The 1,572-nt window shown below is 63.6% G+C and carries 1 protein-coding gene; it reads right to left on the bottom strand.

Features of this window, described 5'->3' with window-relative positions; translation table 11 throughout:
* Positions 1 to 1,572: PhoX family phosphatase (locus tag EN984_RS33990; protein WP_164765892.1), on the bottom strand; the 1,572-nt coding region annotated here is incomplete at both ends.

Below are 1,572 nucleotides of genomic sequence, written 5' to 3'. Positions count from 1 at the left end.
GCGGACCGCACATTTCGGCGCCGATCGGCACGCGGAAGAATAGTTTCGAGGTCGCCCGCGCCGCCCCCTCCGTGTCCACCGCCCATAAGCCATCGGTGCGGCCGGTGGCTTTCGGACCCTGGCCGTCGGTCGCGACCCAGAGACGCCCGGCCGAATCGACCGCGCAATTGTCGGGCATGCCGAACCAGCCATTGGCCGTCGTTGCCGTCGAGAAGGTGGCACCGACATCGGCAACCGAGGGATCGCCGCATTTCAGCAGCACTTCCCACTTGCCCTTGGCGGCCGTGAAATCACCGCCGTCCTCGGCGATCTCGATGATGTGGCCGAAGGCGTTTTCGGCGCGCGGGTTGGCGGCGTCGACCTGGTCGGCCTTGCGCTTCGAATTGTTGGTCAGCATGACATAGACCTTGCCGTTGACGCCATTGGGCTGAATGTCTTCCGGGCGGTCCATCTTGGTGGCGCCGAGCAGGTCGGCGGCGCGGCGCGTCTCGATCAGCACGTCGGCCTGGCCAGTGAAACCGTTTTCAGCCGTCAGCGGCCCCTGGCCGAACACGATCGGCAGCCATTCGACCGTGCCGTCTTCGGCGAACCTGGCGACATGCAGCGTGCCATCGTCGAGCAGGTCCTTGTTGGCGGCACGGTCGTTCGGATTGAACGCGGCCCTGGTCACGAACTTGTAGACATAGTCGAAGCGCTCGTCGTCACCGAGATAGAAGACGACGCGGCCGTCCTTGGCGACGATCGATTCGGCGCCCTCATGCTTGAAGCGGCCCATGGCGGTGCGCTTCCTCGGCGTCGAGGTCGGGTCGTTGACATCGACCTCGACGATCCAGCCGAAGCGGTTGGCTTCGTTGGGTTCCTTGGCGAGGTCGAAACGCTCGTAATGCGCCGCCCATTCATAGGCGCCTTCGGGAATGCCGAGACGCTTGTAGTTCGCGGCTTCCTTGTGGTCTTCCGGCAGCTCGCCGGAAAAATAGCCATGGATGTTCTCCTCGGCCATCACATAGGTGCCCCAGGGCGTGACGCCGCCGGCGCAATTGTTGACGGTGCCGAAAACCTTGGTGCCGGACGGATCGGCTTTGGTCTTGACGCGGTCATGGCCGGCAACGGGGCCGGACAGCGCCATTTCGGTGTTGGCGGTGATGCGGCGATTGAGCTTGCCGTCGCGCACCACCTGCCATTTGCCACCGTCCTTGCGGATCTCGACGATGGTGCCGCCATGGGCGGCCATCTCGACATCGACCTGCTCCTTCGAGAGGGGTGCGACTTCTGCCGACTTCTTGCCGTCCTTCTCGACGATCTTTACGATGCCCGGGAACATCAGATGCGGATTGGTGTATTCGTGGTTGACCACCAGCAGGCCATGTTCGGCCGAGCCGTCGATCGGGATGTAGCCGACATAGTCATTGTTGTAGCCGAACTGTTTCGCCTGGGCCTCGGCCGACTGTTTCGTCGGGTCGAAGTCGGGCGAATCGGCAAACAACGGATCGCCCCAGCGCAGCAGGACATCGGCATCGACGACAAGCACCATGTCGCGTCGGGTTACGATGCCGATGTCCTGCTGCGCTGGGG

The organism is Mesorhizobium sp. M7A.F.Ca.CA.004.12.1.1 (genome assembly GCF_003997835.1).
Classification (GTDB): domain Bacteria; phylum Pseudomonadota; class Alphaproteobacteria; order Rhizobiales; family Rhizobiaceae; genus Mesorhizobium.
This window is presented reverse-complemented; position numbering and strand designations above follow the sequence as displayed.